General features: G+C 45.8%; 23 protein-coding genes and 1 pseudogene. 5 read left to right on the top strand and 19 right to left on the bottom strand.

Annotated features, from left to right (window positions below; translation table 11 throughout):
- The first annotated feature begins 75 nt into the window (after positions 1–75).
- Together GT1_RS12745 and GT1_RS12740 are read left to right on the top strand one after the other, a co-directional pair.
- A complete protein-coding gene (locus GT1_RS12745) occupies positions 76–618 on the top strand; it encodes a CatB-related O-acetyltransferase (protein WP_075757605.1) in 543 nt (180 codons plus the stop codon).
- A gap of 140 nt (positions 619–758) precedes the next feature.
- Positions 759–1,337: a nitroreductase family protein gene (locus GT1_RS12740; RefSeq protein WP_188399069.1), complete on the top strand. Its 579-nt coding sequence runs from the start codon at positions 759–761 to the stop codon at positions 1,335–1,337.
- An 80-nt stretch (positions 1,338–1,417) separates the two neighbouring features.
- Here GT1_RS12740 and GT1_RS12735 read toward each other — a convergent pair whose 3' ends face one another.
- On the bottom strand, positions 1,418–2,335 hold the full coding sequence (locus GT1_RS12735; RefSeq protein ID WP_188399068.1) for a helix-turn-helix domain-containing GNAT family N-acetyltransferase: 918 nt from the start codon (positions 2,333–2,335) through the stop codon (positions 1,418–1,420).
- A gap of 658 nt (positions 2,336–2,993) precedes the next feature.
- On the opposite strand from GT1_RS12735, the gene GT1_RS12730 reads away from it, so the two are divergent.
- On the top strand, positions 2,994–5,435 hold the full coding sequence (locus tag GT1_RS12730; protein WP_188399067.1) for a PAS domain-containing protein: 2,442 nt from the start codon (positions 2,994–2,996) through the stop codon (positions 5,433–5,435).
- Positions 5,436–5,626: 191 nt separating this feature from the next.
- Here the strand turns inward: GT1_RS12730 and GT1_RS12725 are convergent, their stop codons facing one another.
- Both GT1_RS12725 and GT1_RS12720 read right to left on the bottom strand, forming a co-directional pair.
- Positions 5,627–5,932 (bottom strand): hypothetical protein, encoded by a 306-nt coding sequence (locus tag GT1_RS12725; RefSeq protein WP_188399066.1) that lies wholly within the window; start codon positions 5,930–5,932, stop codon positions 5,627–5,629.
- A 124-nt stretch (positions 5,933–6,056) separates the two neighbouring features.
- A complete protein-coding gene (locus tag GT1_RS12720) occupies positions 6,057–7,379 on the bottom strand; it encodes an FAD-binding oxidoreductase (RefSeq protein WP_188399065.1) in 1,323 nt (440 codons plus the stop codon).
- Between the two features lie 293 nt (positions 7,380–7,672).
- On the opposite strand from GT1_RS12720, the gene GT1_RS12715 reads away from it, so the two are divergent.
- A complete protein-coding gene (locus GT1_RS12715) occupies positions 7,673–8,137 on the top strand; it encodes a GNAT family N-acetyltransferase (protein WP_188399064.1) in 465 nt (154 codons plus the stop codon).
- 235 nt (positions 8,138–8,372) lie between these two features.
- Here the strand turns inward: GT1_RS12715 and GT1_RS12710 are convergent, their stop codons facing one another.
- A complete protein-coding gene (locus GT1_RS12710) occupies positions 8,373–8,912 on the bottom strand; it encodes a GNAT family N-acetyltransferase (protein WP_188399063.1) in 540 nt (179 codons plus the stop codon).
- Positions 8,913–9,164: 252 nt separating this feature from the next.
- On the opposite strand from GT1_RS12710, the pseudogene GT1_RS12705 reads away from it, so the two are divergent.
- Positions 9,165–10,520: pseudogene (locus GT1_RS12705) on the top strand (molybdopterin oxidoreductase family protein); the annotation flags it as partial.
- A 319-nt stretch (positions 10,521–10,839) separates the two neighbouring features.
- Here GT1_RS12705 and GT1_RS22540 read toward each other — a convergent pair.
- The 15 genes from GT1_RS22540 to GT1_RS12630 form a co-directional block, all read right to left on the bottom strand.
- Positions 10,840–11,058, bottom strand: a complete 219-nt coding sequence (locus GT1_RS22540) for a ParA family protein (RefSeq protein WP_188399062.1) — start codon at positions 11,056–11,058, stop codon at positions 10,840–10,842.
- A 567-nt stretch (positions 11,059–11,625) separates the two neighbouring features.
- Positions 11,626–12,792 (bottom strand): GGDEF domain-containing protein, encoded by a 1,167-nt coding sequence (locus tag GT1_RS12695; RefSeq protein ID WP_223226234.1) that lies wholly within the window; start codon positions 12,790–12,792, stop codon positions 11,626–11,628.
- Between the two features lie 355 nt (positions 12,793–13,147).
- Positions 13,148–13,633, bottom strand: coding sequence for a hypothetical protein (locus tag GT1_RS12690; protein ID WP_188399061.1), 486 nt, complete (start codon positions 13,631–13,633; stop codon positions 13,148–13,150).
- 100 nt (positions 13,634–13,733) lie between these two features.
- On the bottom strand, positions 13,734–14,213 hold the full coding sequence (gene rlmH, locus GT1_RS12685; protein ID WP_188399060.1) for a 23S rRNA (pseudouridine(1915)-N(3))-methyltransferase RlmH: 480 nt from the start codon (positions 14,211–14,213) through the stop codon (positions 13,734–13,736).
- Between the two features lies 1 nt (position 14,214).
- On the bottom strand, positions 14,215–15,339 hold the full coding sequence (locus GT1_RS12680; protein ID WP_188399059.1) for a S1C family serine protease: 1,125 nt from the start codon (positions 15,337–15,339) through the stop codon (positions 14,215–14,217).
- Between the two features lie 11 nt (positions 15,340–15,350).
- Complete coding sequence (locus GT1_RS12675; protein WP_188399058.1) at positions 15,351–16,133, bottom strand: MBL fold metallo-hydrolase; 783 nt, start codon at positions 16,131–16,133, stop codon at positions 15,351–15,353.
- An 82-nt stretch (positions 16,134–16,215) separates the two neighbouring features.
- Positions 16,216–17,559 carry a phosphomannomutase/phosphoglucomutase gene (locus GT1_RS12670; RefSeq protein WP_188399057.1) on the bottom strand — a complete coding sequence of 448 codons (1,344 nt, stop codon included), beginning with the start codon at positions 17,557–17,559 and terminating at the stop codon, positions 16,216–16,218.
- A gap of 140 nt (positions 17,560–17,699) precedes the next feature.
- Positions 17,700–19,076 (bottom strand): nickel-dependent hydrogenase large subunit, encoded by a 1,377-nt coding sequence (locus GT1_RS12665; RefSeq protein ID WP_188399056.1) that lies wholly within the window; start codon positions 19,074–19,076, stop codon positions 17,700–17,702.
- A 15-nt stretch (positions 19,077–19,091) separates the two neighbouring features.
- Entirely contained in the window at positions 19,092–20,318 is a 1,227-nt protein-coding gene (locus GT1_RS12660; RefSeq protein WP_188399132.1) for a hydrogenase small subunit, read from the bottom strand.
- Between the two features lie 91 nt (positions 20,319–20,409).
- The gene (locus GT1_RS12655) at positions 20,410–21,291 is read right to left on the bottom strand and encodes a peptidase MA family metallohydrolase (RefSeq protein WP_188399055.1); all 882 of its coding nucleotides are present in this window, start codon (positions 21,289–21,291) and stop codon (positions 20,410–20,412) included.
- Positions 21,292–21,473: 182 nt separating this feature from the next.
- Complete coding sequence (gene deoC, locus GT1_RS12650) at positions 21,474–22,136, bottom strand: deoxyribose-phosphate aldolase (RefSeq protein ID WP_188399054.1); 663 nt, start codon at positions 22,134–22,136, stop codon at positions 21,474–21,476.
- 86 nt (positions 22,137–22,222) lie between these two features.
- Positions 22,223–22,654, bottom strand: coding sequence for a Fur family transcriptional regulator (locus GT1_RS12645; protein WP_188399053.1), 432 nt, complete (start codon positions 22,652–22,654; stop codon positions 22,223–22,225).
- 167 nt (positions 22,655–22,821) lie between these two features.
- Positions 22,822–23,139 (bottom strand): spore coat protein, encoded by a 318-nt coding sequence (locus tag GT1_RS12640; RefSeq protein ID WP_188399052.1) that lies wholly within the window; start codon positions 23,137–23,139, stop codon positions 22,822–22,824.
- 15 nt (positions 23,140–23,154) lie between these two features.
- Complete coding sequence (locus tag GT1_RS12635) at positions 23,155–23,352, bottom strand: ferritin-like domain-containing protein (RefSeq protein ID WP_188399051.1); 198 nt, start codon at positions 23,350–23,352, stop codon at positions 23,155–23,157.
- 60 nt (positions 23,353–23,412) lie between these two features.
- A complete protein-coding gene (locus GT1_RS12630; protein WP_188399050.1) occupies positions 23,413–25,815 on the bottom strand; it encodes an MASE3 domain-containing protein in 2,403 nt (800 codons plus the stop codon).
- Positions 25,816–25,909 lie beyond the last annotated feature (94 nt).

Raw genomic sequence — 25,909 nt, 5'->3', positions numbered from 1 at the left:
AGGACATCCTGACAGCATCATATTTCTCTATATAATATTTTATCGACACATCCAGTATAGAGGAGAAATGATACTATGTCCTTTTTTTTAAATCAAAATGAACACTACCGGCAATATGATATCGGCGATTGGACCTATGGCACCCCTGCAGTTTTATCTTGGGGTGAAGGAACAACCTTGAAAATCGGCCGTTTCTGTTCTATCGCAAATGGCGTGGAGATTATGTTGGGCGGAGAACATCGCTCAGATTGGATTACCACATATCCTTTTAACGTTCTTTGCGAGCAGGCGCATTCTTTTACAGGCCATCCAAAGTCAAAAGGTGATGTCATTATCGGGAATGATGTTTGGCTAGGAAGCAAAGCACTCATTCTCTCGGGTGTTAAAATTGGCGATGGAGCGGTTATTGGGGCCCATAGTGTTATAACCAAAGATGTCGCTCCCTACTCAATTGTGGCGGGTAATCCCGCCAAGCTGTACAGATTACGGTTTGATGAGCAGGTGATACGTGATTTATTAAGAATTGCCTGGTGGGAATGGCCTTTTGAAAAAATCAAAGAAGCCTGGCCTTTATTATTGTCCAATAGGATTTCTGACTTTATCCGGATTTATGGATAGCGGCACGATGGCGGCCCGTAAAACTCAAAAAAACGGTTGCTTTTTAAAGCAGCCGTTTTTATATGGTAAGAGGTTTGGGGAAATACTAAGCCAAAGCTGTCCTATATAGAAAAAATTCTGAACCAATAACGGAGGAAACTATGAATGCCGTATTAGAGAATATACTGACCAGAAGAAGTGTCCGTGCTTATCAAAAAAAGCAAATCTCCAAAGAAAACTTACAAACAATTCTCATGGCGGGAAGCTATGCTCCCAACGGGATGGGATTGCAGAACTGGAGATTTACCGCTATCCAAAATCCGGCTATTTTAACAAAAGTTAATGAAGCAATTCGTCAAACACTTTTGGCCATTCCTGTAGTGGCGGAAACCCATCCCTATATCGTTAGCCTAATTGAAAAAGCCAAAGATATGAATGCAGATTTTTTGTATCATGCTCCGACCTTCATCCTTGTCTCGAATTTAAAAGACAACGGCAACTCTATGCCGGATTCTGCTTTGGCAATTGGCAATATGATGCTAACAGCTCATTCTCTTGGTATCGGTTCTTGCTGGTTAAATCAACTGCCAGGGCTTACGCATATGCCACAGATCCGGGAGCTTTTGGATGAATTGGGCATCCCCCAAGATCATATTGCCTATGGCTCAGTTGTTATGGGTTATGCAGCAGGCGAACTTAAACCTGCGGCTCCCCGTAAAGATGTAATCTATATTATCTAACTATCTTCTGCGGTTACTCATCGGCATAACTCAGCATGAGCAACACCATCGCCTTTTTCTTGTTGTATCCCATTCCTTCTTTAGCATAGCCTGGCATCAAACCGCTGCTCGATCAACCGGTTTTTCCAGGTGTTATTTTCTTTTTCCTCTGTCAGCGTAAACCCAAAATCTTCATACAGATGTCGTGCCGCTTCCAACCCTTTGAAAGTCCAAAGAAATACGTGATTATAGTTTTTACTATTACAGTACTCCATGGCCTTTGTTACTAAGGTCCGCCCCAGGCCAGCGCCTCTAAATTCGGGTTCTATCAGGAACCATCGTAATTGGGCTGTTGTTGGGCTAATTTCAACAATGCCAATAAAACCTACTATTGTGCCGCAGCATTCAGCAATTAAAATTTTACCTGCTGAAGGTTTGTCCAAAAATTTGAGCAAACTCTCTAAGACATATTTTTCAAAAACCGAGTCTAACTGATATTCCTGAGCATATAAAACTCCATGCCGGTAGACAATATAACCGATATCCCCGGGTTGGAAATCACGTATACTAACCGAGGCATCTATACGTCCTGATAACATTCTCTCTATTGTAGCCATATGCTCAACGAGATGTTGCTGCGCCCCAAGTGGCAAGCACTCTAATAACTTAACGATCTGAACAGAAGAAGCATTTGACAATTGGGTAAAGGTGTCCTTGCCTCTGTCTGTTAAAGATAAAATCTGTGAACGGCCATCAGTTGCAGATTTTTTTGTTTCGATCAGGCCTTCTTTCTTCAGTCTTCTTAAAATTCGACTCAAATACCCAGGGTCAATCTGGAGTATTTCTGTTAAGTCACTGGCAAGACAAGTTACAGCATTATCAATTTCCAGCAGCACCCGTGTCTCGGCCAATGAGTAGGGGCTTTCCAAGATGGTCTTATTTACAAGGCCAATAATATTGGTATAGAATCGATTAAACTTCCTAACCTTTAAAACACGGTGGTCAATAAAATCATTCATTTTCATTCCCCCTGCAAATAAATAGTACCAATAATTAGTCTATCAGCAATTAGTTGACTTAGTCAAGTATTTATCGGTTGACAACCTGTCAATTACTTTTTCCCATGTTTTAAATGAGGAAAAAATAAGACCTCAACCCTTGGAAATTGCAAGGATTGAGGTCATGCTTCGCCTTTACCGGTGGTATGGTTCTCCATATCAGGTTAAATATTATTTTTAAGACATAAGCAAAGGGAAGCAAAATGAACGTCCCCTCGCTTCTCAACGTCCCCTTGCTTCGCCAGTTATATTGCCAATGTGTTTCAAGCCCGGAGACTCTTTCCGGAAAGGGAGCTCTCGGGCTTGCTGGGGAAACTAGCTGTCAGTTATCACGTGCACGGGTCTTTGACAGCGATAATCGTTAGAATAAGAAATAGTTTCTTATTTAACACCCCCTATTATTTGCTATTGTCTTTTGATACGTTCAGTATATAATGCTAATACAAGAATATGATTTCAATACTATGTTAAATCTAAAAAGAGTATGGCGTCAATTTTACTGTTAGTATAATACGGAGCTGCTCAAGTTGTACTATAAGATGAAAAAACCTCGTTTACAGGTAATGGTGTTCGATATTTGATTCAAGGATAAGATAATATTGTAAAGGCGGTGTGGTGTGTGACGAATAGTGAGAAAAATGCAGGCTTGCCTGAGAATGAAGGTAGCAGAAAAATGGAACAGAAAGACGAACTACGCCGGCAGGAAATGTATCTTCAAATTATAACAGAATTCTTAGATCAGGTAGTGTGGCGAATTGATCTGGAAACACTGGCATTGCTTGATACGAGTCCGTCAATAAAACAGTTGCGGGGTTATGAAAAAGACGAAATTATGGGACATACGTTAAAAGATATGCTGACCCCATCTTCTTATCGCCGAATTCTTGAAAGAATCCATGAATGGCGAGCGCAAATTGCTGATGCTGGCAGCGATGGGATTAAAATCTTTGAGGTGGTTGAACAGCCTTGCCGGGATGGTTCGACGGTGTGGGTTGAGGTGGCCTGTTCTCTTTTTCGCCGCACCGATGGCGGGGCGGAGTTAGTAGGCATCAGCCGCAGCCTTGGCCAGCAAAAAGGATTGGCGGATGTGTGCCGGCAATTGGCAGACAGTGAACGGTTTTTGCAGGTGATTTGGGATGCCGCACCGTGTATGCTCACTTGTATGGATTCTAACGGCCTGTTTCTTCTGGTTAATCAGCGGTTTGCCGACAATTGCCGCATAGACCGGGGAAGTGCGCCGGGGCGCCACTTTTTGGAGATGCTGCCAGACGATCCAAAAATACGTGAGCAGCATGAGCAGATTTTTGCCAAGTGCCTGACAGGACAAACGGTGGAATTTTTGAACCAATACCGACCGAACGGAGAAAACAGTGATTACTGGGTCTACGGTAAATATAAGCCGGTTATGTCGGCAGACGGACTGGTAAAAAAAGTGATTGCCGCCATCATGGATGTAACAGAACAGCAGGAGATGAAACGGCAACTAACTGAAGCCGAAAAAATTGGCAAGACAGGCAGTTGGTATTTGCATTTGCCAACAGGCCGTTTTTCGTGCTCGGACGGCCTGTTGGCCTTGTACGCGTCCAACCGGGACGAGTTTGCCATCCAAGGGCGGCAGATTTTCTGGTCTCGGCTGCAACCTGAGGATCAGGAACGGATTCGTCAGTGGGAGGATTTGGAATGGCTGGCTGTACAGGAAAGCTTGAGTATTGAAGTATGGCTGGCGCTACCTGACGGCAACACCCGCCTGGTTTGGGTGAAGGGAAATGTACGAACCGATGCTGCTGGTCAACCGGCTGAAATTTATGGAACTGTTACAGATGTTACAGAACGGCGGGCACTTGAGGAGGCTAGGAAGAAAGCACTGCTGCGGCTGCGGGAGTTTTCGCGGACAATGCCCGGAGCCGGGATGATTATTGACATTGAGGGTATTGTGGCCGAAGTTTTTGATGATAACGGATTGCTGGCAGCAGATGCGAAGACAAGCTGGCCAGGACGAAAGCTTAATAGCCTGTTGCCGGCGGAATCGGCGGAAAACCTGCTCAAAGCAATTTGCTATTCAATCAATCAGGGCAGATTGCAATTCGGTGAATATACGCTGGAGCTCAGCCATGGACGGAGAACCTTCGACGTTAGAATTGCTCCACTCAGCTGCCTGAAGGAGGAGCATCCAATGGCAGCCTGCTATTTGACAGATACGACTGAGCAGCGGCGTACGAAAGCGTTGTTGGAATCGACTTATGAAAAACGCCGACAGCGCGAATTGTTAAATGATCTTGCCGAGGGAAAACTGTTGCCTACGCAGGAAGTTCTGGATCAGGCATGGCAAGTGAATCTTAATTTGACACAGGATTTTTCCTGTTATCTTTTAGCACTGGAGTCGTGCCCAGGCAAAAAAGATGACCAGGAGCAGGAACAGCGCGCAGAACAGCAACCTGCGGTGGATTTACTTTTGTTGCGGCTGCACGAAGAACAGGATGTAATCGCCTGGGAAAGCAGGGATGGAATTGCACTCCTGGTACCTGTTGGATCAGAGAAGCAGATAGATAAGGATTATGAAATAGCGCAAGCCGTCCGCTGGAGGGAATTGGTACATCGGCACGTGCCGGGAAGCCGCTGCCGCATAGGCATTGCCGAGTTTCATGCTGGAACATTCTGGCAGTTTGCCAAGGTTTATGAGCAGGCACAGCTGGCCGTGGAGTTAGGGCGAAAACGGGCAACAGAGCTGATGATTCAACATTATCTGGATATCGGCGTTTTTCAATTTTTTCCGGCTGTCGTCCACAGTCGCTATGCAAAAGATTTCATGCAGCGCACGTTGGGCCGGTTAGTGGAATATGACAGGATTCAAGGCACGGAGCTAATGAATACGCTGGAAGTGATATTACATACTGACAATTTAACCACAGTGGCTAAACGGCTTTATGTTCACCGCCAGACAGTTCTATTCCGTAAGAATCGGATTGAGACGGTACTGGGCGTTTCACTGGACAACTTTGAAACCAGGCTGGCATTAGGGATGGCACTTAAATTTCGTCAGGTATACAGTGAAAAAGCCTAACACAGGTATTAGATAAAATAAAGCCCGAAGGCAGTGGACAATATCTCCGCTGCCTTCGGGCTTTATTCATAGCAGGATAAAGCTGAGACAATAAGTAGTATAATCCGATTCCATATCAACCATCTATCTCATTGCTGCCGAAATACCCGTTTTTTCTAAATCAGTAACAATCCATGTTATTGTTACAATACCTATTGCTGTTTTTCTTCTAATGCGGCAATCTTTGCCTTGATTGTTTCTAAATCCTGCTGTAACATATTAATGCTTTTTTGCAGGTTTTGAACTTGTGTATCTGAGAAACTGTCCGATTTTGTTGATGGAGGATTAGATGATACTATCGCCTGTATTAGCAAAATGTTTTGCCCCAATGCTTCTAGAAAGTTCCCGAAAATATTTTGTTGGTCTTCGTTAAGCTTATCAGCTACTATTATCGCCAGTAAAGCTGCGAGTAGTACCTGCTGCTCAGAGTCAAGAGAAAAGAGAATTGATTCTTCCATGGCACCCACCTGAAGCATTTTATAAACTATATGATGCCCTTAAGCATTGGATAACTTAATTTTTCTGTTTGCCAAAAAGTCAAATATCCACCATCCCCTCGTCTGCCTGGAACTGTTCCAGTTGTTACGGCAACCTGATACCCTGGGGAAAATGGAAGACGTTGTGGGGATCATATCTTTGCTTGATACATTGCAATCTCGGCAAATTCTCCAGGAAATATGCTTCCTCATAACATGGTGTTCGGTCATAAGGGAAATTCACATAAGAACCTTTGGTTATTTGATAAATATAGTCATAACCCTCTTTTATCCACACCCGGTGCAACAGCTCCTCATCTTTTTCCTCCCAGGAAGACGTAATCACCATGATATAATCGGCATTTCTAGCCGGGAAGGCCGTTGCTTCCGATCCGGTGCTCCGGACCGCTCCCCCCAGCGAATATACCCGAATGGACGACTCCGTCTCGGAGGGCGCCCTATCCATAATAGTTCCCAGGTTATCTAACTGCCTTTTTGTGAAATGGCAAAACACGAATCTCCCCGGTGCCTGGAAGGCATCGCGTTTTGCATAAATCGCCCCAATTCTTTCTACTGCATTAATGAACGGGACATACTCAATAACCTCTTGGCTGATTCCTTGTATATCCAATATCGGCCCAAGAATTTCTCGCGCTTCTTCCGGCAATCCGTAAAAGAATGCGTTCATCCAGGCTCCGCGTTTATATATGCCACTGAATGAACTCATACGCCGGTCTAAATTTGGCAACCAATCTTGCCAGATTCCTATAAATTTGTTTCTTGCCAGCACATTATGGTCCCATCGTAATTGTATCAAAGTTATTTTATCAGCTTTCTGTAAGCCGAACTTATAGTTGGTCACAACGCCAAAATTTCCGCCCCCTGCTCCTCGCAGCGCCCAAAAGAGATCCGAGTTACAGTTGCTGTTCGCTGTTAGCAAGTCCCCATCAGCATTAATCATCTCAGCCTCCAGAAGACTGTCTGCGATCAGGCCAAACAGCCGGGTGGACAGTCCTATGCCACCTCCCAGCACTAAACCGGAAATAGCAACCGTCGGGCAGGTCCCCCCCGGGAAGGTATAACCATATTCAGATAGACGTTTGTATAGGGGTAACAGTCTTGTGCCTGCCTGGACCTCTGTTGTATTATCGACAGTATTCACGATTATATCATTCATGCAGCTGGTATCAATCACCAGGTAGCCATTACCGGTTGAATATCCTTCGTAGTTATGGCCGCCAGAACGGATGCGCAACGGTACTTTATTCATTCTTGACCAAACAACGGCGTTAGCTACGTCATGTTGGTTAAAGCAGTACACTATGGCAATCGGATATTTATTGACTGCAAGGTTGTACTCTTTCCTGGCCCGGTCATATTCAGGATCTCCAGGGAGTATTACCTTGCCGGTTAAGCCCTGATATTTCATTCGCTCCTCCTCCCACCATCTTCTTGTATATCTTATGTTAAGTACCTATCAACTGTTACTCGCAGCAACTTGACTATACCAAGCTGACTGATGTTGAATTTGAAGTAATGATGAAAGTGCTTCAAAAATCCAAGCATTCTGAAGGGCAGGGCAAAAAGCGGGGCAGGAAGAAATGAAAGTGACAGAGTTGGGCTTATGTAGTAAAATGAAGTTATTATAGGCTCATAATTAAAGTAATGTGAAGCAATAGTAGCCATTTGAAATATCAGGCTGGCGAGGCAAGGAGACAGTATATGAATATAAGATTGGCAACTCTTGATGACCTTCGATCAATTAGCAACTTATTAACAGAATTTTTTGCATATAACGCTGCTCAACAGCCTGCAAATTATGTTTCTGTGACAGAAAACGGTGAATATCCGTGTGCTGTAATAAGCGGCAATTCTGGTGACTTTATTATAGCTGAAATTGACAATGAAATTGTCGGGTTGGTACATGTTGAAGAAGACGCAACGCCGCCGTACCCTTCTGTTAAGCCTCATAAATACGCTTGTATTGTTGATTTTATTGTAAAAGAACAATATAGAAGAAAAAAGATCGGGCATTTGCTTTTAGAAAAAGTGGAAAGTTGGGCGCAATCCCGCAATCTTGAATATATTGAGTTAATGGTATTAGAAAAAAACCAAATCGGGCAAAACTTCTACGAACGGGAACAATTTATTACGATATCCAGAACAATGCGTCTTTCTATTTCGTAAAATCTTAGTGTCAAATGACTAATTAGTTTGCGGCAGAATAGAAGTATAATCTCATCTTTGGCAGTTGTTAAGGAATAAAAGCCTATCAATCCTTGAAAAATAAGGGTTGATAGGCTTTAACGACGAAGCAAGGGGACGGAAGCAAGGGAACGTAAAATTTGCTTCGCAATAATGCTTACTCTTATGGTTTCTTATACACTAAAGTCAAAATGGTACGCGTCCCCCGTGCTTCCGTTTATTTAGCTTTTGAAAAAAACTCCTTTGCGTACTGAACCGTACCTGATACATTAAACAACCCATTTAACGTAAGTGCACATGCCATGAAGGCTTCATCTGGTACTTCAAAGGGTGCAGTTATGCCAAATTTACTAGCAGGAATATACCCGAACTGAGGGTAGTATCCAGGGTGTCCAAGCACAATCACTGACGTAAATCCTAATTCTTTTGCAATTTTATGACCTTCTAAAATCAGCGTTCCCCCGATACCGTTGCCTTGCCTGGCAGGTATAACGGATACAGGGGCTAGAGCAAGTGCAGTATGGCTTTCGTTAGCATTGATAATTTCTACACGCGTAAATAGGATATGCCCAACAACTTCATCATCAACCACGGCTACAAGTGATAGTTCTGGAATAAATGCTGAACTTTTTCTTAGCCTATTGATCAAATTGTGTTCATCATGGTCGGTATGCTCTGCATTGTGGAATGCCATTTGCACAACTTCATACACCCTATCAAAGTCAGCTTCATTTTCCTGCCTAATATGTATTTTCATCTACTTTTCACCCGTCAACGATTTTACTACTATTGTACTATATTTTCTTGATTAAAATTCAGGGCAGTTGGATGCCACTGGAGCGGGATTATTGGCGCTCCTCCCTTCTGGAACGGTCCCTAGGGATGGTCCTAATTGACAACTTTTCTGAGAAAACCAGTGTGACAAAAAGGACCGTCCCTACCGTCACTACCCTAATTGACAACTTTTCTGAGAAAACCAGTGTGACAAAAAGGACCGTCCCTACCGTCACTACTGAAAAATGGCTGGCACGATCAGGAATTTATTAACAAAAATACCACTGATTTTGATAAAATGGCAGAGGTCGTGGAAAAATACACCCCTGAATATGTGGAGGAACTAACTGGTGTGCCTAAACATTTATTGTTTGAGGCGGCTAAAATGTATGCCACCGCTGAACGGGCCTCCATATTCTATACCCTGGGTATTACGGAACATACCTGCGGTACCGATAACGTTATGAGTTTGGCTAACTTAGCCATGCTGACCGGCAATGTGGGCAAACTTTACTCAGGTGTAAACCCGCTGCGTGGTCAGAATAACGTACAAGGATCTTGCGATATGGGAGCTCTGCCTAATGTTTATTCGGGTTATCAAAAGGTAAATGACCCTCAGGTACACGCAAAATTTGAGCGAGCGTGGGGAGTGAAATTATCTGATACAGTCGGTTACATGCTGCCGGACATGATTGATGCCTCCATTGCGGGCAAACTAAAAGCCATGTATGTTATGGGAGAAGACCCCATACGTTCTGATGGCGATGCCCATCATGTGCGTAAAGGCTTTGAGCATCTGGAGTTTTTGGTAGTACAAAACATTTTTATGACTGAGACTGGCAAATTAGCTGATGTTATACTGCCCGCCTCTTCATTTGCTGAAAAAGATGGTACTTTTACCAACTGCGAACGCCGGGTGCAGAGGGTACGTCAGGCGATTGACCCTATCGGCGGCAGTCGTCCTGACTGGCAAATCATAAGAGACTTATCAAATAAAATGGGCTATCAAATGTCTTACACCCACCCCAGTGAAATTATGGATGAAATGGCTTCATTGAGTCCGATATTTGCCGGCCTATCCTTTGAGCGAATTGATAAAAATGGATTGCAGTGGCCAGTACCGGATAAAGAGCATCCTGGCACCCAGTATCTCCATGTCGATGGAAAATTCACCCATGGATTAGGCGTGTTTAAAGCCATCGAACATCAGTCGCCTGCTGAATTGCCAGACGCCGAATATCCCTTCTTGCTTACTACTGGACGTATTCTCTATCATTATTGCATAACTACGGCTGGTTATTCCAAACAGCTGACGGAATACCGTCCTGAAGAACGTGCTATGATTCATCCTGATGATGCTAAACGTCTAAATATCGTTGATCAAGATTTTGTCACCGTCACATCGCGCCGTGGTTCAGTACAGGCTAAAGCTTGGGTAACTGATGACGTATTGCCTGGTGGAATCTGGATGTCCTTCCATTATCCAGAATGCCCAACAAATGAAATTACTAGTGGCTGCGGTGATAAAGTTACCAAAACTTATGAATATAAAGTTTGTGCGGTAAAAGTTGCGAAAGTTGCCGGGGAGTAATCTACTATACTGAGAATAAAATACCCCTTTATGGAGCAGTTGAAATATAATGACCCTTGCTTAGCAGACACGTAGAGAAGTTAAAATGACTAATTCCACTGCTCAAACTACCTTGGGAATAGGTACCCCAAGATAGTTTTACTGGTTCGCCTGGCATGGACAGTAACTAGGCGGTGAAAGTCCGCTATGGACTTGGTATGACGTAGCGTCATCTTCAGGTCTTGTTGACATGGAGTTACAGGGGGCTATGGCGATCTTTGCTGTCAATTTAAAGAGAATATTAAAACTGATAAAGTAACAAACAAGTTATAAAGGTTTCCTAACTGGTAAAAGACGACCCTCTTCCCCAAATTGGGCACAAGGGTCGTCTGCTGCCTTCGTAGCCGCCTGGCAGATAGATTTTGCTGAGGTCACACTGGGAATCGAGGTCCACCATCAGGACCAGGTATCCCATTTTCAACAGTTCGTAGGCGATGTTGCCCGAAATGACCGTCTTACCGACGCCGCCCTTGCGGTTGGCTATGCTGATGATTTTCATAGGGATTCCTCCAAATCAAAAAAATGTAGACTTAGAGGCTCCGTAACGTCTACGTCTACTTAATTTTTTGTTTGGCAAAAAATGTGGAAATGGCAATTAAAGCATAACCCGTAAAAAGGGAACTCCAATGCCTAGCATTGCGAAAAGTTTGAGACTGCTATAATCAAAGCCAAGCAGGCCTTATCAAACTATGGTTAAGATGACGTGATAATCCATCCAACTCAGGAAACATTGAAAAAGTGGTAACACCATTATGTCGTAAAAATCGTAGTGCGTCCTCCCTTACATCCATTGTTAGCTCAATTGCCTTAAGATTCTCGGTCGCTAATAACGCACCTCCAAATTCATGCTCCATGGATTCCGTACTATTACCTTGAACCGTAAACAGGGACACGCAGGGACGGTCCTAATTTGGCACCTCGCTTTGTGACAAAAAAGGACCGTCCCCATTGTCAATGGTAGTAACTCCCCGTAGCGGGTGTAACAGTATCATTTGCAGATGTGGAAGACGGTGTACTCAAGTTGGTATAACTACTAAATGCATAAATTATCGTCCCACTAGTTGAATTATTTCGCTGGCTTTTGATATTTCCCTATTCGTTTATTTTTTTCTTCATACATGAGCTTATCGCTATGCTGAATAAGCTCATGTATATTGTTATACGTATTGTTAAATATAGCCATTCCATAACTAAATTTAACATGATAAGGCCTGTCGCTGATTTTATTGTATGTATCGATATTATCTTTTAATGTTTCTATATACTTTTCTACTATTTCTCTTCGGTTCTCATTAACTAAGACTATAAATTCATCGCCACCCAAGCGGATAGAAACTCCTTTTCCTTCGAATACTTCTTCCAATTGTCTGGCGAATACCCTTAACACTTTATCTCCTTCATAATGTCCAAAAACATCATTGATAATTTTAAAGTCGTCCAAATCAATATTTACCACCGCTAAGACAATATTGCGTCTCCTCTCCCAAAGGGCAAGATATTCATCGTAGGCTATGCGGTTACCCAATCGTGTTAATGGATCAATCTTTGTCTGACTGTGTACAAGAAAAATATAGTTAATTACAACAGCAATCGCTACACTATTCCAAATCGTTAGATACACAAAGTAATATAATTGAAAAACAGACAGCAAAGAGGGGATAATTGTAAACAAACTAAGTATTAGCAGTTCTTCCCTATTAATTTTCTCTCGAACATTATATAAAAGCAATAAGTTTATAATATAATAAAAGTAGCTCGTTATTGGTGAAACAAACCATAGTGGCCCCCGCATATAAATATTCTCATTGGTTATAGCAAATATCCAGTTAAAATTGAAACTGCCTAATGATACAATGCTATTTACAACAAGCGGAACACTTAACAAAAAAACACTTTTTATATTTATTTTTTTGTATTTGTTTGTTTTTTTATATACAAATAGTAATGCAAGAATTGGCACCAATGGTGTCAGTGCAAATCCAAGCGTATCAACTAATTTGTGGACAATAATGAAATCAATATAATCACCAGAATTTAATAACACACTTAAAATTTCTAATATCAATATTAGTATAGTTAAGAATATTAATTCTAGAAACAACCTTTGGTCGTGCGCTTTTCTATTCAACTTAAAGAAAGCATGAGCGGCAATGAGTGACAATAATATAACCATAAAAATATTCATCTGAATTGCAAGCATTGTATTAATTATCATCCCACTCCCTTCAGCCATTTCTCATATCCCATGCAGCAATACTGTTAACAATATTATTTTGAATCCCCCATTGCTTAGTATCAAACTGTCATTACTTTTTCGCCACATTTTGTTATATTATATCAGCAATTATCTTTCTAAGTAAACATCATAAGTCTTTGATTTCCGTCCAGAGGGAAGCAAGGGGACGGGAAGCAAGGGGACGTAAAATTTGCTTCGCAACAATACTTATTCTTATAGCTTCTGAATACAATAAAAGTAAAGGTGTATGTCCCTGTGCTTCCAATTGCCCTGCAAAAAACCTTAGAACAAATCACCTTGTGAGTCAAAAAACCGTCACCTGACTCTCTAGTTAGTTCCCGCACTTCAGTTTCTATTTTTCAATATCCATTAAATATTTATTATAGAACTTATTTGCACGGTAGTCGTCTAACCACTGGAGCGTCTGTTCAAGGCAAGCAATATTTAAATCGAAGTTTATTTTGGGAAATCCTTCGCTTGGATAAATTAGCTCTTTGGCCATTAGCATTTCAAGATACCTTTCTAGTGACTCTTGGAAACCTGCCAAGGACTGCTCTTGGCTGTGTTGGAAAGGTCTACTTATTTGCTTATCCTTAAGTTTCTCATCATATCCTAGTAGCCTTTCAGTATCCTTTTTTTTAGCTTGATCGCACCTACGTTGAAGAGGGCCAAATCTAAATTGATTTCGCCAATAAACAAATACATCTTTGGGCACTTTTAATATGTGCGCTCCTTCAGTAGGTACTAAATCCTGGATGACACATAAGTCATACATAATGTTTTTAAGAGATTTTTTAAAAGTTTTCTCTACTTGTTCCTGATACTCTTTTTTAGTCATTTTCGTCTTCACCTCCCTTTACTTATGATGGTGAATACGAGCATAAACCAACATATTCCAATAACAATACTAATACTTTAAGTGCCACTGTTTTCCGCCGTCACCAGTGATACGGTTCCCCCCTAGAAATCTTAAACGCCCGGTACACCTGTTCCACCAACAGCAGACGTATCATTTGGTGGGTAAAGGTCATTTTAGAAAATGACAGCCGTTCTTTGGCTGCTGCAGAAACTTCAGTTGACAGGCCAAAGGCGCCGCCGATTACAAAGGTAATATCGCTTTGTCCGCTCAGGGCCAGACTATCAAACTTCGCCGCCAGTTGTTCTGATGAGATGGCCTGTCCTGCCACATCCAGGACAAGCAGATAGCTGCTTTGCTTGACAGCTTTTAAAATGCGCTCACCCTCACGGGTGAGCGCTTGTGTTTTTTCGGCCGGTGAGGGATTATCAGGCATGCGCTCTTCGGCAAGTTCAACAATATCAAGCTTGCAGTACGGCGTCAGGCGCTTGACAAATTCCTGGATACCGGCAGTTAGGTATTTTTCTTTAATTTTGCCTACCGCAATAATAGTAATCTTCATCTTATTGTTCAGACATCTCTTCCAGCAGAACATCGATAGTTTGTTTCTTGTCATTGCGTAAGATAACGACTTCAACAGTGCTGCCTACCTGGTGGGTGTCGAGAATGGCCCGCAGTTCGGCGACACTGTTGGTTTCGGCTCCGGCAACCTTAAGAATTACATCTTTTTCGCGGATACCGGCTTTAGCGGCCGGACCGTTTAAGGATACTTTAACAATATATACGCCTTTTTCAAGTTTAAGCTCATAGCCATACTTGGCAGCAGTAGTCGGGTCCAGCGCGCCTACGCCAAGGTATGCTCTGATTACCCGCCCTTTGTCAATTAATGACTGGAGAATGGGCCGGGCACTGTTAATAGGGATAGCAAAACCAATGCCTTCCACGCCGGAGAGGGCAATTTTGGCGCTGTTGATGCCGATAACCACACCGTCGGCATTAACGAGAGCACCACCTGAGTTGCCGGGGTTGATGGCCGCATCGGTCTGAATAAGCTTGAAACGGCGTTCGCCGATATCAAGTGAACGGTTGAGCGCACTGATAACACCGGCAGTTACGCTGCCTTTGAATTCAAGCCCCAGTGGGTTACCGATGGCAATAGCAGGTTCGCCAACCATCAGGGCGTCGGAATCTCCCAGGATAGCAACAGGCAAATCCTGGGCATCTACCTTAACGACTGCCAAATCGGTGGCAGCATCAACACCGATAACTTTCCCGTCCATGGTGCGTCCGTCAGCCAAAGAGACCGAGATTTCCTGCGCATTGGCTACCACGTGATAGTTGGTGGCAATATAGCCCTGGGCATCAAAGATAACGCCGGAACCACTGCCCTGTTCCACCATAACTTTGCGGTTGCTGAAAAAATCACGGGCAATACCTTTGTTGGTAATGCCAACAACCGCCGGACCAACCGTTTGCGCAGCCCGCACAATGGGAGTATTGCGCGCTTCTGATACTTGCGCCTGAGCCGTAGGCGGCTGGAGAGCCGTAAACGGCGACTCAGCCGTATTGGGTTTTTGCGCTTTATTGCCGCTAATGCCACCGGCACAACCCACCATAAGGGTGGCGCCAATAATCATACTTATTAATGATACTGCAATATAGGGAGTCAACCTTTTATACCAGTTCATGCAATCGCCTCCTATTTGTGTTCGCTAAGTCCTGAAATCTGTTCAGGGTAGGTACGATGGAGAGTGATATCCTGACCAAGTTTGCAGCCCTGTGTTGTTAAAATATCGGCTACCGTTTTTTCCGCCAGCTCCAGGCTATTGTTTTCCTTACTTAGGTGGGCCAGGAAAACATGGGTATGCGCTTTACGGTCAAGTCGCGCCAGAGTCCAGCCGGCGTCGGTATTAGCCAAGTGACCGCGATTACTCATAATACGCTTTTTTAAATACCAGGGATAACTGCCATTTTGCAGCATATCGACATCATGGTTGGCTTCTAAGACCACAGCGTCAGACAAAGCCAGTGCTGCTTTCACTGTAGGGGTAACGAAACCAAGGTCTGTGGCAACACAGACTTTGCTGCTGCCGGCGTATAGGCGAAAACCTACCGGATCTGCCGCATCGTGGGAGATGCTGAAAGGTTCTATTTTTACCTTGCCGATAGTAAAACTGTCAGACAGTAATTTGCAGCATGCCTCCGGCAATGCGTTCCTGCAATACATCGCTTGCCAGGTATCAGGTTGGGTATAGGCTGGCAGGTTATATTTTTTAAGTAATGTTGTTAAACCATTGACATGGTCACGATGTTCATGCGTTATCAGCACCCCATCGATGTCTTCTATCTTAGTGCCAATTTTGTCAAGTGACTGTTTAATGCGCCTGGCACTAATGCCGGCATCCACCAGCAATTTAGTATTTTCCATTTCAATGTAAGTAGCATTTCCGGTACTACCGCTGGCTAAAACGTGAATTTGCATAATTACCCCTTACTGTGCAGCTTTATTCCAAAACAGGTATTTATTTCGCTCTTCCTGTCTGCAAATCCTTTTTTTTGTCAACTCATACCTGCGGCAGTTTGGCGTTAACGGCTTCCCTGACATCGGTTGGCAGCGCCTCCAGGAGTATGGCCGTAATGGCTTGCAGCCTGTCAGCTGTTTTGGCCTCAAACCGCAGAGTAAACAATGGCTCGGTTACCGAAGCGCGAATCATCCCCCAGCCGTCGTCAAACTCAATCCGGACACCGTCAATCAGATTAGGCTTATAGGCGGCAAGCTTGTCCGCCACTTGTGCCAGCACCGCCGCTTTATCCGGCTTGTGATACGGAACCCGGATATCGGGAGTTAAAAGATAGTTGGGTATGCTGTCCACCTGCGCGGCCAGACTGCCTTGGTCGGCTACCAGCTGGCAGACTTTTAATCCGGAAAACATACCGTCATCATAGCCTAACTCGCGGAAAAAGAAATGACCGCTGATTTCTCCGGCAAATAAGGCATTTTCCCGCAAAAAAGCCGTTTTGCTGAAAGTGTGCCCGGCACGGGCCATAACAGGCCGCCCGCCGGCTTTAACCACCTCTTCCGGTACTACCATGGAGCATTTCGCATCATAGATAATAGCACCTTTCTCACCGGCAAGGTAATGCCGGGCAATAAGCACCATAATATCATCATTGTCCAGCGGACGGCCATTTTCGTCAACAAATCCTACCCGGTCACCATCACCGTCGAAGCCTATCCCCAGCGCTGCGCCATGTGTACGCACAGCTTCACCGAGTGCCAGCAGGTTTTCGGCCAGTGCCGGATTGGGCGGATGGTTGGGGAAGCGCCCGTCAGGGATGCAGTTGATGGCAATTACCTCATATCCCAGCCGTTCAAACAGCTTAGGAGCAATGGTGGCCGTTGCCCCGTTGCCGGCATCAAGGACCACTTTTAGCTTGCCCGGGCAGGCTTTGCTTGCCGTATACGCAAGGTAGTCCGTAATAACCGGACGCTGCGATATCTGGCCATTCCCCTGCGTCCGGGCGTTGCTTGCCACCATATGGCCTATTTGCGCCACATCTTCTTCGCTGACAGGCTGAGGACCAAGGACTAACTTAAAGCCATTATACTGGGATGGGTTGTGCGAGGCGGTTACCATAATACCGCCGGTTGCACCGGTTGCCTTAAGCGCATAGTAAAATACCGGGGTCGCCACTGTCCCAATGTCAACCACCTGGCAGCCGGATTCAGCCAGCCCGTCAATCATAATGCGCTGCAGCCGGGGAGTCGACAACCGGATATCGCCCCCTACCACGATCTTTTGCCCGGTAAGTCTGACACCAACAGCCAAGGCAATGCGCCTGGCCATCACATCGCTTAACTCTCTGCCGGCAACCCCGCGTATATCACAAGCTTGAAATATATTCATACTTGTCCCCTTTCCAGATGTAAAAAACTTGGCATAAAGCCAAGTTTAGCATACTCTCTTACCTATTCTATTGTATCACGCACTCCGGCTTGCTTCAACTGCTCACAAGGTCCGGATACCTGACATTATAGCCGATAATTCTAGCGCTCCAGCATGTGCACCGCACAGGTAAAGCAAGGGTCAAAGGAACGGATAATTCGTCCGGCTTCCACAAGGTTGGACTCGTCGGCCACTGGTGTGCCGATAAGCGCCTGCTCTACCGGACCGCGGACACCGCGGTTGTCGCGGGGCGAGAAGTTCCAGGTTGTTGGCGTTATGATTTGATAGTGGGTCACCTTATTATGCCGGTATTCCATCCAGTGCCCCAGTCCCCCCCGCATAGCATCTGTCAAACCTGCTCCCACCCCGCTGTCTGGTGGCGTAAATGGCTGACAACTGGGAGTATTGGGTACAATTTCGTTAATCCATTCCTGCGCCAGGCGGCATATCTTAAGCGTCTCCTGGGCCCTGGCCACCAGGCGATCCATCACCGACACGCCCCGCCGGTATTCGCCGTTGATAAAAGCTCTGGCCAACGGCCCGCCCTCCACCGGGAGTTCTTGATAGCGTGGCGCCTTTACCCAGGAATATGCCTCCGGCTTATCCCTGTCGGGAATGGTGCGGCCTGCCGGCAGAGTTCGCCGTTCCTGCTCGTCTTTATACCAACTGAAGCGGATTTCTTCCCCAATATGACTGACACTCAGCGGCAGAGCCTGTCCCTGATTTACTATCAGTCCGGGGGCAAACACTCTGTCACCGGTTACCGGTGCAGGAAACATGCCAAAAGACATAAAATTACCATACCCGCCCCCGATGGTATAGTAATCCGGATAGTAGTCGGCAAGAACCATAACGTCATGGATAAAAACGGTTTCTACCCACTCGGTCAGTTCCTGCAAAAGGCTGCGGTAGATCATCAGCCGCTCTGCCGTAGCCTGCTCGGTAACCCCGCTGGCGATAATTGTCTGCTGCATCGGCGCCTTGGCCCCAAATACAGCCATGGCCTCATGGGCCTGCATCGCCTTAATTGAGCTTTCCCTGGCATGTTGTAAAAGTTCGGCATTTATCTTGGGCGGCAGACGAAAATCTGCTTGCGGCCGGGGTATGTATGGCGGCATATCAGGCCCTTTTACATAATCATATAATGCCAAAACATAAAAATGCCGGAGATGGTTCTGAATAATGTCGGCAGCGAAAATTAAATTGGTTACATGCTGCCCGGTCGTGGTGGGAGTAACGCCGAAGGCCTGCTGCTGAGCCATGCCGGCGGCAACAGCATGAGCGGCTGAGCAAATGCCGCAGATGCGCTGGGTAAACAGGGCCGCATCCCGCGGGTCACGGTCTTTCAGCATACATTCAATCCCCCGGAACAAATGCGCTCCCAACCAGGCATCCACAATTTTACCATTCTCTACTTCAATGTCGACCCGCAGCGGTTCGTGAATACGTGTTACCGGAAAAACGGTCTGCACAGCCATGCCGCACTACCTCCTCTATTTTTGTCCCCGGCGGAAAAAGGCAGCCACTTTCTGCCGGAAGGTCCTGCGCAGTTTTTTTCTGCCCTTGCTTCGCGCCAGACTTTGACTCTCGCCAATGAGTTCATTTTGTTGGCGAATGAGATCATCAAGCTCCTGTTTAAGCTGCTCCAAATTCTCAGGCGGCTCAGTTTCCTTGGGTTTGGTACCCTTTTGCCAATTTCTGCCGACCCGCTTGGCGGCAACGCCGGTCGCCAGATAGGCACCTACTGCGGCAACCCCCAGTCCGGCAGCCGCGGCACCAAACTTTTTAACATTAAGCGCCCCCAACGGTGTCTGGATGTTGGGCAGGTGCTGGTAAAACGGCATACTGCTGTCAGGAAATCCCGGATTGACGCAACCAATGCAGGGTGCACCGGCTCTTACCGGCCAATTTACATAATGATTCCACTGCCGCTTGGGGCAGTCTGCATACGTAACCGGTCCTTTGCAGCCAACCTTGTAAAGGCAGCCGCTTTCGCCGGGAAATGACGCAAAAATTCCGTCTTCAAACTGTTGGCGCCGTTGGCATAAATCATGAATGGTCTGACTAAAAAACAGCTTTGGCCTGTTATAGCTGTCAAGCTCAGGCAGGCCATACAGCATAAGATGGCTGAAAGTACCTGTCACCCAATCAGGGTTAATCGGACAGCCGGGTATGTTGATAACCGGTTGTTTGATTACCTCCCACACCCCCTTGCCGCCTCCCGGATTGGGATAGGCTGCTCCGGGGCCGCCAAAGCAGGCACAGGTGCCAACGGCAATGATATATTTGGCTTTCGGGGCAAATTCCTGCAGGGCTGCCATGCCGGTCACCATCTGATTATCACGTATAAAAATATGATTAAACCGGCCATTGTCCCCGGTCATCACCGAGCCTTCAATGACCAGCCAGAACTTACCGGCTTCGTTTTCCACAGTATCGATGAGTGCCTGTACGGCCTCAGTCCCCTGCGCCGCATTGAGCAGCCAATTATAGCGCATATCGATCATCTGGGTAAGCAGCTGATCCAAACTGGGATTAACGGCATTATCCAGGGAGACGGAATTACCGGTACAAGACCCCAGTTCCAGCCAGATTACCGGCGGTTTTACCGTCTTGTTTTCTGCAAAGGCCTGACACATGACAGGTATTAATTGCTGACTCAAACCAGTTGTTAAAACCGCAGAAGTACAGAGTTTAAGAAACTCCCGCCGGGTAAGCATAGGCTCCCCCCTTATCGGCAATATCTCTGTTAATTTTCCCAAGTTTGGTATATATATGTAAAGGGATATGCCAGTATAGCCGGCACATCCCTTATTTTGCGATTTTGCTATATTGTTTCATATTGCCTTGAGCCCATAGGTTAACCATCGTCTCATAGCTGCCATAATCCATACCCAGCGATTTCTCAATCGCCTTATTGACTTTTTCGCCCTTGGTAAGATAGGTCAGCACCTGAGTCAGCTTGGCCTCCCCATGCACCTCGGCAATATAACGGACAGCAGCCAGCGACTGACGGTAAGCCAGCGCTTGATTATCCAGATTATCAAAATCCCCGTCAAGCTCGTCCATCGTGTAGAGCTTGCCTGTTAAACGGTTATCTGCCGTCACCCATTCGTAACCGTTAACCTGGTATTCCACATACTGTGCCAGCCCTTCGGTAAACCAGCGGCTATAGTTGCCTCTGGCCATATGGTCAAGCACTAAGTGAGTGTATTCGTGGGCCAACGGACCGGTAGCAATAAACTCGTTAAGCGACGGGTTTTTCATCCACGCCTTGGGTGAAAGAATCTGAATAACGCCGCCCCAGTAAAAGCCCATAGCACTGGCATCTCCGGACCAGCCGTACGCCTGTTTCATCGCTTGACGGTCAGGGTGCATCAGAATCAGTGTTTTTTTACCGGGCGCATAATGCAGCGCCGAAGTTACCGGCTCATAAGCAGCCTCAGCCGCTTCTGCCACCATAGCAACCATATCGGCATCACTTGGTGTGTATCGAATAATAAAATGCGGCGTTTCCTGTGCCAGCATGTTTTTAGTCTGATAATCAATTTTCATTACAACCGCCTGCCGTACAAGTGGGTACAGCCACATTTGCGGTCGAATAGGCACCATGCTGCTTAGCAGCAGACTGGCTAACATCAGACCAACTACCACCGGCACGCCGCCTGGGATCATTTCAACCAGATTACGCATGATAGCTGCCCTCCTTTCGAGCAAGTAAAGGACAGTATATCATGAATTCCAGTTTACTTCTACATGTATTTTATGTAAACTAAATAAAAATAAGACTGCTTATCCCAGTGTTTCGCAATGATTCCGTCCTTCTCCATCATTGTGAAACACCGGGCAGCAATCCAGTTCTGTAGCTTACCTTTTTAACCGTCAACCGCCGGCTTGTCTCCGCCTGCAATGACGATGCCGGCGCTTGTTCCCAAACGGGTTGCTCCGGCAGCAACAAATGCCAGCGCCTGGTCGCGGGTGCGAATACCGCCTGACGCTTTTATCCCGATCTTGTCGCCAGCCACTTGTTTGAGCAAGCGGATGTCTTCCTCGGTCGCCCCGCCGGGGCCAAAGCCTGTAGAGGTTTTAACAAAATGGGCTCCGCCGGCAATGACCGCCTGACAAGCCAGGCGTTTTTCCTCATCGGTTAACAATCCGGTCTCAATAATGACTTTGACAATAGCGCCGTCAGCCGCCGCCACAACCTGCTCAATATCGGCTTTAACAGCTTCCCACAGTCCGGCTTTGACGGCCCCGATATGTATGACCATATCCAGTTCATCGGCTTTTCGCAGTACCGCCTCTTTGGCCTCAGCCGCTTTAACGGCGGAAAAAGTAGCCCCTAAGGGGAAGCCAATAACTGTCGCTGTTTTCACGCCGGTTCCGGCCAGATGATGGGCTGCCAGGTCAACATAGATCGGATTGACACAGACGGCAGCAAACTTATGCTGCGCAGCTTCTTCGCACAGCCGGATAATTTCTTCCACCGTGGCTGCCGGTTTGAGCAGCGTATGATCGATGTACTTTGCCAGATTCATAATTCTAACCTGCCCTTAACATGGAATAACGAAGAGACTGCCGTCATACGCCAATCTCTTCGTGCTTTATAGGTGTTGTTTACTCCTTAGCTGACCGCCGCAGTTTGCTTCTGACATCGAGGGCACATACCATAAAAATAGAATTGCTGGCCCTGAAGAGTATAGTCGGTCTGAGACGAAACCTGTTTGATAAACTCGGAAGAATCCACTCCGTACAAATCATCAACCCGTCCGCAGCCCATGCAGCGGACATGCGGATGATTAGTGGTGTCGGCATCATAGCGGAAACTATCTTCACCGACATTAAGTACTTGCACCAAATTCAATTCCTTCAAGATTTCAATGGTCTTGTACACGGTTGCCAAACTCATAGTCGGATAAACCGGTTGCAGCTCATTGTAAATCATTTCGGCGCTTGGATGTGCCTTAGTAGCGGCCAAAGCACTATAAATAGCCAACCGCTGCGGCGTAACCTTGAATCCCTTGTCCCTTAACAATGTGGTAACACAAATGTCCATTCTTATCCCCTACTTTACTACAAATTACCACTGGAAAATAGTTATCGAGTAATTCTTAGTTAATTCTAACTCTGATTTCATAGACTGTCAAGGCCTTTTTATACCGAAGCAATTGGGGAAACAGGACATAAAAAGCCCCGCGTTAAACGCGGGGCATGTGCCTTATATTACTGCGCCTGGCTGCTAAACTTGGATTTAGCTTGCGCGATATCTTGCGGATTAGCATTTTGGACGGTATAGTACCCCTTTTGCTGCATAAGATCAAAAATTTGCTTTTCCTGACTATGCACTTCACCAAGGATGGTCAAATAATCACGGCGGAGTGTTTCACTGACACACTCCAAGGCAAATGTATTGATAGCAGTAGCTGTATATTTGGCATCTGACAGCGCCAGCTGCAGAAGTTCACGCTCAGATATGGTGGCCCCTTGACCGTTCATGCCGGCCTGCATACTTTGATTGGATTGTTGTCCCGTCTGTGCCACAGTTATTCACCTCAATTATTGTAAATTTTGTCCGGCATTCAAATGTTTGGTCATAGTCTGAAAATGCTGTTGACTTTTTTGCGCAATTTGCTGAAAAAGCTGTTTAGTCTGAGCATCCTGGATATTGGCACCGAAGTAACTCATGGTTTTGGCACAATTTTGTTCCATGCCCAGGAAATCTTCCAGCTGCATCAATTCTTTTGATGTTAACACCTATAATCCCCTCCTTTACAGTTTATAGGCTTAGCATGCGTAAGTCCTGGCAGAACTATTCTATATATATGGGCAATTTGGTGATATATGACATTCAACGCGGTTGCGTCCCTGCTGTTTTGCCCGGTACAGCGACTGGTCGGCGGCATCAATAATCTTAGTTTTCGGATCTTCCCAGCCTGTGCAAATTTCAAAAGTAGCTACACCTAAACTTATGGTAATGGTAATTACGGTATCGTCCACTTCAAATTTGGCGGTTTCAATGAATTTACGGAAATTCTCTGCCAGTCTGCGGGCTTCCGCCAAACCGGTTTCCGGTAAAACTATCGCAAACTCTTCACCGCCATAGCGTGCACTTATATCGGTTGTGCGAAAATGCTCTTTAATCATCGCGCCCATTTTCTGCAGGATAACATCTCCGGCCAGATGCCCCCAGGTGTCATTGACCTTTTTGAAAAAGTCGATATCCAGCATGATTAAGCTGAGCGGGCGGTTATAATTCAGTGTACGGCTAATCTCACGGCCTAACGCCATCTCAAACTGACGGCGATTGGCCAGGCGGGTGAGCGGATCGGTAAGTGCCATGGCTTGGAAATGGTCATACAGGTAAGCTCTTTCCAGGCCAATTGCCGTCTGGCTGGCAATGGTACTAAGCATAAGTTCTTTTCCCTGGGGAATTTCCTTGGTGGTATCATTCCAGCCGAGCACAATCAGTCCTTGCAGTTTACCGTTGGCTAACAGCGGCAAAATATTAAGCCGGCGCGACATAAGTACCGACATGGTGATAAGACTCCGCTCACTGTCATATGCCGTACTTTCGTCCATACTGCTGAGACCGCTCCAGGGCCAGGTCATTTTTCCGTCAGAAAATACCCGCTGCAGGTGATCGATTTCTTTTTGTTCAAACCCGGTGGTAAATACCGGTTCGGTGTGAATACCGTCATCCCGGTGATGCATGATGAAAGCTACCGTTCCATCGGCGGCAAACAAACTGTAGAGTTTTTCGGCTACCCTTGTCAGGATGGCACCCGGCGACTTCTGCACAGCCAGATCTTTTACAACATCATAGAGCAGCGTGAGCTGGGTAAAGCTTTCCACCGTTGTCTCATAGGCCCTGGCATTTTTAATGGCTTCGCCGGCATGGTGGGAAAACACGCTTAAAAATTGAGCATCATGCTGGGTAAAGGCGCGTTCCTTCCGGGAGAATAATACCAGCACGCCGATAACATCGCCGTTATGCCTGATCGGTGCGCCAACCATTGACTTCAGCTGTGCCTGACACAAGGTGTCCTGAATTATATCCGAATGATTCTCAACATTGTCAATTACTACCGATCTCTTATCAAAAAAGACCTTCCCCATAAAGCTTTTCTCAGGCTGAAGTCTCTCCGGCGGCTTAAAACTGCTGAGATATGCCACTATCTTCAGCGTTTTGCCCTCAACCAGAGACAAAAAAACATGCTCACATTGAAACACGGTTCCGGTAGCGGTGACTACCTGCTGCAGCATGGCTGCCAGATCATGTTTGGAGGCCAACGTGGCGCCAAGCTGAATAAACGCCTGCCGCAAAATACGGTCCGAGTCCCGGGTCTCTTTATACAAACTCATTCTTTTTTCAGCCATATGCTTGAGTGCCTGATTTAGACGTGAGATACGCATATAGGGGCGTAAAATGGAGGTTTGCAGCAACGACCGTAACACGCAGTAATATGCCATAATTTTGTAGATATGGCCAAGAAAATGAAAACTGTCATACGTATTGGCGTACAAGGTGAACGACATCCCGGCCACCAAACTAAATACCAGACTGACACGCAGCAAAAATACCGACTGTTGGGATGGATTACGGCAGCCATACAGGTATATGGCCAACAGATTGAAGCCCATAGCGATATATTCAAGGGTAATCTTCTCCACCGTTTGCCCGTGTCCGGCGATAAACATCGGAATCAAAGAACGCTCAAACAATATAACCATTCCGACAAGTGATACCGCTGCTGAAATTGTGATTGTCAGAAGGTACAGCCGGTGAAACACCGCACTTATACTGCGCCGGGGAATATAAACTGCCGCCAACAGCCCGCCGCTGACCAGCAGCCGGCTGATAATCCAGAAAATAGAGGCTTTATTTTCACTATTTGCGGTTATAAAATCAGGCATGCCTTTGTATGACAGCAAATGAGCAAAATCCAAAATGCCTACTGCCAGGAAAACCATGGCAATAACCAGGTCACGGCTATTGTTGGTTTGCGGCCAGCCATACCACACTACAACAAATACGCTTAAAGCAATAACCAGACAAATGATTTCAGCTACTGTGTGGATGCTAAGATACAAATTTTCCGGATAGATGACATAGAAATGTTCAGGCATCCAGGAAATCAGCCCCACTATACCAAACAGCACTGTGGCAAGCGCTGCTAAGCGTACATTAGCTTTCAGGGTTTTTATCAACAAAGACACCTTTATTCCCCCCTTCAGACCAAGCAACCTTTCTGTTACTCTTACTAACATAATATGCCTCGCCAAAAGCAGATGTGCTTTGTGTCGGATATCA

This window comes from Sporomusa sp. GT1, from assembly GCF_014634905.1.
Taxonomy (GTDB): domain Bacteria; phylum Bacillota; class Negativicutes; order Sporomusales; family Sporomusaceae; genus Sporomusa; species Sporomusa sphaeroides.
This window is presented reverse-complemented; position numbering and strand designations above follow the sequence as displayed.

Bases quoted from the DNA above. Each gene is read 5' to 3' on its own strand.
- GT1_RS12690 (WP_188399061.1), bottom strand. From the start codon at position 13,633: ATGACTAAAAAAGAGTATCAGGAACAAGTAGAGAAAACTTTTAAAAAA.
- GT1_RS12655 (WP_188399055.1), bottom strand. From the start codon at position 21,291: ATGCGTAATCTGGTTGAAATGATCCCAGGCGGCGTGCCGGTGGTAGTT.
- GT1_RS12725 (WP_188399066.1), bottom strand. From the start codon at position 5,932: ATGGAAGAATCAATTCTCTTTTCTCTTGACTCTGAGCAGCAGGTACTA.
- GT1_RS12740 (WP_188399069.1), top strand. From the start codon at position 759: ATGAATGCCGTATTAGAGAATATACTGACCAGAAGAAGTGTCCGTGCT.
- GT1_RS12675 (WP_188399058.1), bottom strand. From the start codon at position 16,133: ATGCAAATTCACGTTTTAGCCAGCGGTAGTACCGGAAATGCTACTTAC.
- rlmH (WP_188399060.1), bottom strand. From the start codon at position 14,213: ATGAAGATTACTATTATTGCGGTAGGCAAAATTAAAGAAAAATACCTA.
- deoC (WP_188399054.1), bottom strand. From the start codon at position 22,136: ATGAATCTGGCAAAGTACATCGATCATACGCTGCTCAAACCGGCAGCC.
- GT1_RS12715 (WP_188399064.1), top strand. From the start codon at position 7,673: ATGAATATAAGATTGGCAACTCTTGATGACCTTCGATCAATTAGCAAC.
- GT1_RS22540 (WP_188399062.1), bottom strand. From the start codon at position 11,058: ATGAAAATCATCAGCATAGCCAACCGCAAGGGCGGCGTCGGTAAGACG.
- GT1_RS12670 (WP_188399057.1), bottom strand. From the start codon at position 17,559: ATGAATATATTTCAAGCTTGTGATATACGCGGGGTTGCCGGCAGAGAG.
- GT1_RS12720 (WP_188399065.1), bottom strand. From the start codon at position 7,379: ATGAAATATCAGGGCTTAACCGGCAAGGTAATACTCCCTGGAGATCCT.
- GT1_RS12660 (WP_188399132.1), bottom strand. From the start codon at position 20,318: ATGCTTACCCGGCGGGAGTTTCTTAAACTCTGTACTTCTGCGGTTTTA.
- GT1_RS12680 (WP_188399059.1), bottom strand. From the start codon at position 15,339: ATGAACTGGTATAAAAGGTTGACTCCCTATATTGCAGTATCATTAATA.
- GT1_RS12695 (WP_223226234.1), bottom strand. From the start codon at position 12,792: ATGGCTGAAGGGAGTGGGATGATAATTAATACAATGCTTGCAATTCAG.
- GT1_RS12645 (WP_188399053.1), bottom strand. From the start codon at position 22,654: ATGGACATTTGTGTTACCACATTGTTAAGGGACAAGGGATTCAAGGTT.
- GT1_RS12665 (WP_188399056.1), bottom strand. From the start codon at position 19,076: ATGGCTGTGCAGACCGTTTTTCCGGTAACACGTATTCACGAACCGCTG.
- GT1_RS12745 (WP_075757605.1), top strand. From the start codon at position 76: ATGTCCTTTTTTTTAAATCAAAATGAACACTACCGGCAATATGATATC.
- GT1_RS12735 (WP_188399068.1), bottom strand. From the start codon at position 2,335: ATGAATGATTTTATTGACCACCGTGTTTTAAAGGTTAGGAAGTTTAAT.
- GT1_RS12710 (WP_188399063.1), bottom strand. From the start codon at position 8,912: ATGAAAATACATATTAGGCAGGAAAATGAAGCTGACTTTGATAGGGTG.